Origin of the sequence: Stenotrophomonas sp. SPM (assembly GCF_003105135.1) — a bacterium.
GTDB lineage: Bacteria > Pseudomonadota > Gammaproteobacteria > Xanthomonadales > Xanthomonadaceae > Stenotrophomonas.
The window spans coordinates 1-5,421 of the sequence record NZ_QETL01000163.1 but is presented as its reverse complement, the minus strand read 5'-3'; the positions used below and the strand labels follow the sequence as shown (position 1 = coordinate 5,421).

Genomic DNA, 5,421 nt, shown 5'->3' with positions numbered 1-5,421 from the left:
CGAGGTCGCGCAGGCCGGCAGGCAGGCGCTGGAACAGGCGATGGACGTGCCGGCGTGGTTGCGGATCGGCGCCGACACCGCCACCGGCGGCCGCGCCCAGCCCGGCGATACCGACCTGGCCGCGGCCGACTGGGCCCTGCGCCACGGCCAGCCCAGCGGCCGCTTCACCGATACGCTGGCTGGCGCGCAGTGGTGGTTCCTGCCCCTGCTGGATGGCGAGGACCGCGCCGTGGGCGTGGCCGGCCTGTACCTGCCTGGTGCGCAGGCGCGCCTGCTGCCCGAACAGCGCCAGCTGGCCGAAGCGATGGTCGATGACATCGCCCAGGCCGCACTGCGCACGCGGCTGGTGGCCGAGCTGGAGCAGGCGCATGTGAGCAACGAGACCGAGCGGCTGCGCTCGGCTTTGCTGTCTTCGGTATCGCACGACCTGCGTTCGCCGCTGGCGGCGATGATCGGTTCGGCCGACAGCCTGGCCAGCTATGGCACGGCGATGGACATGGCCGACCGCCGTGCGCTGCTGGACACCATCCTGGTGGAAGGCGAGCGCCTGGACCGCTACATCCAGAACCTGCTGGACATGACCCGGCTCGGCCACGAAGGGCTGACCATCAACCGCGACTGGATCGGCGTGGACGAACTGATCGGCTCGGCCGCGCGCCGCCTGCAGCGCTACCAGCCCAAGGTGCGGCTGGAACTGGATATTCCTTCCACGATGGCGCCGATCTGGGTGCACCCGGCGCTGGTCGAACAGGCGGTGTTCAACGTGATGGAGAACGCCGCCAAGTTCTCGCCGCCCGATGCGCCGGTGCAGGTGCAGGCACGCGAACTGGACGGCCAGCTGCGCATCGACGTGATCGATGCCGGCCCCGGCATTCCGGATGACGAGCGCGCGCGCATCTTCGACATGTTCTACAGCGTGGAGCGCGGCGACCGCGGCCGCCACGGCACCGGCCTGGGCCTGACCATCTGCCAGGGCATGATCGGCGCCCACGGCGGCAGCGTGCAGGCGCTGCCCGGACGCGATGGTCGCGGTACCCTGATCCGCATCACCCTGCCCCTGCTCAAGCCAGCTGCCCACGATGAGCCCGACCCCGATTGATACCAGCGTGCCGGCCGCGCGCGTGCTGGTGATCGACGATGAAACCCAGATCCGCCGGTTCCTGGACATCAGCCTGCGCGCGCAGGGCTACCAGGTGCGCCAGGCCGCCACCGGCCAGGAAGGCCTGGAAATGGCCGCGAGCGAGGACATGGACCTGGTGATCCTGGATATCGGCCTGCCGGACATGGAAGGCCACGAGGTGCTGGCGCAGCTGCGGCAATGGAGCCAGGTGCCGGTGATCATGCTGACCGTGCGCGCCGGCGAGGACGAGAAGGTGCGGGCGCTGGATACCGGCGCCAATGACTACGTGACCAAGCCGTTCGGCACGCAGGAGCTGATGGCCCGGGTGCGCGCCCTGCTGCGCACCCGCAGCGTACCCAGCGACGGCACCCCGCCGGTGTTCGATGATGGCCACCTGCACGTGGACCTGGTGCGCCGCGAAGTGGCGATCGATGGCGAGCCGGTGGCGCTGACGCGCAAGGAGTACGCGCTGCTGTCACTGCTGCTGCGCAACGCCGGGCGGGTGGTGACCCAGCCGCAGATCCTGCAGGAGATCTGGGGGCCGACCCACCAGCACGACACGCACTACCTGCGCATCCTGGTCGGCAAGCTGCGGCACAAGCTGGGCGATTCGGCGCTGGATTCACGCTATCTGTTCACCGAACCGGGCGTGGGGTTGCGGTTCAAGGGGTGAGGCGTGCCGACCAACGGTCGGCACCCACCAGAGCGGATCGCGGTGCCGGGCGCAGCCCGGCCCCACCACGACCGATCAGAAGCCCAGCGCGGTGTCGCCCAGCAGGCCCTGCAGCTGGCTGCGGAACAGCGCCTGGATGCGCTGCAGTGCGCCCTCATCGTTGCCTTCGAAGCGCAGCACCAGCACCGGGGTGGTGTTGGAGGCACGCACCAGGCCCCAGCCGTCGGGGTAGTCCACGCGCAGGCCATCGATGGTCGACAGGCGACCGCCGGCATACGGGTTGTCCTCGGACTGCGCCGCGGCCACCAGCATCGCCACCAGCGCATGCGGCGTCCCGGACGCCACCGGCACCTTCAGTTCCGGCGTGGACACCATGTCCGGCAGCTCCTCCAGCACCTCGTGCGGGGTCTCTTCGCGCTGGGCGAGGATTTCCAGCAGGCGGGCGGCGGCGTACAGGCCGTCATCGAAACCGAACCAGCGTTCCTTGAAGAAGAAGTGGCCGCTCATCTCGCCAGCCAGTTCGGCATCGGTCTCGCGCATCTTCGCCTTCATCAGCGAATGCCCGGTCTTCCACATCAGCGGGCTGCCACCGTTGCGCAGCACATGATCGGAAAGCTTGCCGGTGCACTTCACGTCGTAGATCACCATCGCGCCGGGGTTGCGCATCAGCACGTCGGCGGCGAACAGCATCAGCAGCCGGTCGGCATAGATGATCCTGCCTTCGCCGGTGACCACGCCCAGGCGGTCGCCGTCGCCATCAAAGGCCACGCCGAGGTCGGCACCGAAGCGCTTGACCGTCTGCACCAAGTCTTCGAGGTTGGCCGGTTCGCTGGGATCGGGGTGATGGTTGGGGAAGGTGCCGTCGACATCGCAGTACAGAGGGATGACCTCGGCGCCGATGGCTTCCAGCAGCTGCGGGGCGAACGCACCGGCCACGCCGTTGCCGGCGTCGGCCACCACCTTCAGCGGGCGGTCCAGCTGCACGTCGTCGGCAATGCGCTGGATGTAGTCGGCGGCGACCTCGCGCTGCTGGTAGTCGCCCGGCTCGGCGGCTTGGGCCAGGCGGCCTTCGCTGATGCGCTGGTACAGATCGGTGATCGCATCGCCGGACAGCGTTTCGCCGCCGATGACCACCTTGAAGCCGTTGTATTCGGGCGGGTTGTGGCTGCCGGTCACCGCCACGCAGGTGCCCGTGCGCAGGTGGAAGGCAGCGAAGTAGACCAGCGGCGTCGGCGCCAGGCCGATGTCGATGACCGAACAGCCGGCGCGGCGCAGGCCTTCGGCCAGGTTGGCCGACAACTCCGGCCCGGACAGGCGGCCGTCGCGGCCGATCACCACCTCGCGCAGCCCCTGTTCGAGGGCGACGGTGCCGATGGCCTGGCCGATCAGCGCGGCGTTGCGCGCGTTCAACTCGGCGCCCACCACGCCGCGGATGTCGTAGGCGCGGAAGATGTCGGCCGGCAGGTCCATCGGCGGCGGCGGCGGTACCGCGGGCGGCCCGCCGGCGGTGGCGTCGGCCGCATCAGTGCCCGGCACGACCGGCGTGGCCATCTGCAGGCTTTCGCGCAGGGTGGGGCCCTGGTCGGCCTCGACCGCGGCACCCCGACGGATCGGCATCGGCAGCGACTTCGGCAGGCGGCCACGTCCAACCACCAGCAGCACGGCGATGAAGGCCAGCAACAGCGCCACGATGGCACTGGGCAGGGCGCCTAGGCCCAGCGGGCCCGGTTCGATGTTCGGTACGCTGGCGGTCAGCCGCAGCGGGGTGCCCTTGATCGGCCGCGCCATCGCTTCGGCGCTGTCGGCCAGGCGGGCGTCACCGTGCGCGACGATGTCGTGCGCGCCTTGGCGCAGGGACAGGAAGCCACTGGACGGCGCGCGTACCTGGTCCAGCGGGCCAGTCAGGCGCAGCAGCGGTTGCCGCACATAGACGACGGCGGGGCCCAGCGCGCCCAGCTGCACCGGCGCCGCCAGGCCGAGGCGGTTGCCCCCACCATCGCGGACCACCCGCAGCCCCGGCTTGCCGTCGGCGAGCACCGATTCCAGCAGCGCCAGGCGGGCGTAACCGAAGGTCGCGCCATCGGCGTAGGCATCGGCCAGTCCGGCCGTCAGCACGTCCACCTGCTCGACCCCGGACCAGCTCTCACGCAGGGCCTGCGCGGCGCCGGCGGCGTCGCCGGCCTGCAGCGACTGCTGCACGCGATCGCCCTTGAGATGCTGCTGCAGCTGCTGCAGCTGGCCGGTTGCGGCCTGCTGCACGCCCTGCACCGCCTCATCGCGGGCCTGCGCCAGCGTGTCCCCGTTGGCCTGCTGCCGCCACTGCTGCACGGCGCTCCAGCCGAACCAGCCGGCCAGCAACAACAGCGCCACACCCAGCAACGGCGCATTGCGCCCCATTGACTGCTTCTGCCGTCCTTCCCCGCTGCCGCTCATCCGTCTCCCCCGTCAACGCACCCCGGTATGGCCGAATCCACCCGTTCCCCGCACGCTGTCGGTGAAAGTATCCACCACCTGCAGGCTGACACGGGCAATCGGTACGACAACCAGCTGGGCGATGCGGTCGCCCGGCTCGATGGTGAAGGCTTCGCGGCCGCGATTCCAGACGCTGATCAGCAGTGGGCCCTGGTAATCGGCATCGATCAGGCCGGTGCCGTTGCCCAGCACGATGCCATGGCGGTGGCCCAGGCCCGAGCGCGGCAGGATCACCGCGCACAGGTTCGGGTCGCCGATGTGGATGGCCAGGCCGCTGGGAACCAGCGCGGTATCGCCCGGCTGCAGGGTCAGCGCCGTTTCCAGCGCCGCGCGCAGGTCCATGCCCGCGCTGGCTTCGGTGGCATAGGCCGGCAGCGGCCAGCTGTCGCCGAAGCGCGGGTCGAGCAGCTTCACCTGCAATGCCTGCAGAGGGGCCGCCGGGGTGGATGCTGCCTGGGTCATGCCTGAAGCCTCCGCGCGATCAGCGCCAGCAGTTGTTCGGCCATCTCGCGCTTGGAAGTAGCCGGGAATACCTGTTCGCCGTCCTGCCAGAAGGCCGTGGCGGCATTGTTGTCGCTCTCGAAACCGCCGCCGCTGATGCCCACCTGGTTGGCGATCACCAGGTCCAGGCGCTTGTCGATCAGCTTGCCACGCGCGTATTTCTCCACGTCGTGGGTTTCGGCGGCAAAGCCGACCACCAGCTTCAGCGACTGGGTCTGTGCGGCGACCTCAGCCAGGATGTCCGGCGTGCGCACCAGCTCGATCACCAGCGACTGGCTGTCGGCGGTCTTCTTCAGCTTCTGCGCGGCCACCTGGCGCGGGGTGTAGTCGGAAACGGCGGCGGCCCCGATATAGATGTCGGCCGGCAGCGCCTTCAGCACGGCATCGCGCATCTGCGCGGCCGAGCGCACGTCCACGCGGTGCACGCCGGGCGGCGTCGGCAGCTGCACCGGGCCGCTGACCAGCACCACCTCGGCGCCGAGGGCGGCGGCGGCACCGGCCAGGGCGAAGCCCATCTTGCCGCTGCTGCGGTTGCCCACGTAGCGCACCGGGTCGATGTCCTCATAGGTCGGGCCGGCACTGATCAGCAGACGCAGGCCCTGCAGCGCGCGGGTTTCCGGCGTGGCGGCGGCAGCCGGGACACGGCCAGCCAGGC

Annotated in this window: 5 protein-coding genes; 2 read left to right on the top strand and 3 right to left on the bottom strand. The window is 70.3% G+C overall.

What is annotated here, in order from left to right:
* Together DCO49_RS19280 and DCO49_RS19275 are read left to right on the top strand one after the other, a co-directional pair.
* Positions 1-1,099: ATP-binding protein (locus DCO49_RS19280; RefSeq protein WP_243402785.1), on the top strand; the 1,099-nt coding region annotated here is incomplete at its 5' end.
* Complete coding sequence (locus tag DCO49_RS19275; RefSeq protein ID WP_116865362.1) at positions 1,080-1,793, top strand: response regulator transcription factor; 714 nt, start codon at positions 1,080-1,082, stop codon at positions 1,791-1,793. The genes DCO49_RS19280 and DCO49_RS19275, both read left to right, overlap by 20 nt.
* Before the next feature lie 75 nt (positions 1,794-1,868).
* Here DCO49_RS19275 and DCO49_RS19270 read toward each other — a convergent pair whose 3' ends face one another.
* The 3 genes from DCO49_RS19270 to coaBC all read right to left on the bottom strand — a co-directional run.
* Complete coding sequence (locus DCO49_RS19270) at positions 1,869-4,226, bottom strand: phosphomannomutase/phosphoglucomutase (RefSeq protein WP_116865361.1); 2,358 nt, start codon at positions 4,224-4,226, stop codon at positions 1,869-1,871.
* Positions 4,227-4,238: 12 nt separating this feature from the next.
* Positions 4,239-4,727: a dUTP diphosphatase gene (dut, locus tag DCO49_RS19265; protein WP_116865360.1), complete on the bottom strand. Its 489-nt coding sequence runs from the start codon at positions 4,725-4,727 to the stop codon at positions 4,239-4,241.
* Positions 4,724-5,421, bottom strand: a 698-nt coding sequence (gene coaBC / locus DCO49_RS19260; protein WP_116865359.1) for a bifunctional phosphopantothenoylcysteine decarboxylase/phosphopantothenate--cysteine ligase CoaBC, incomplete at its 5' end; no start/stop codon positions are given. The genes dut and coaBC, both read right to left, overlap by 4 nt.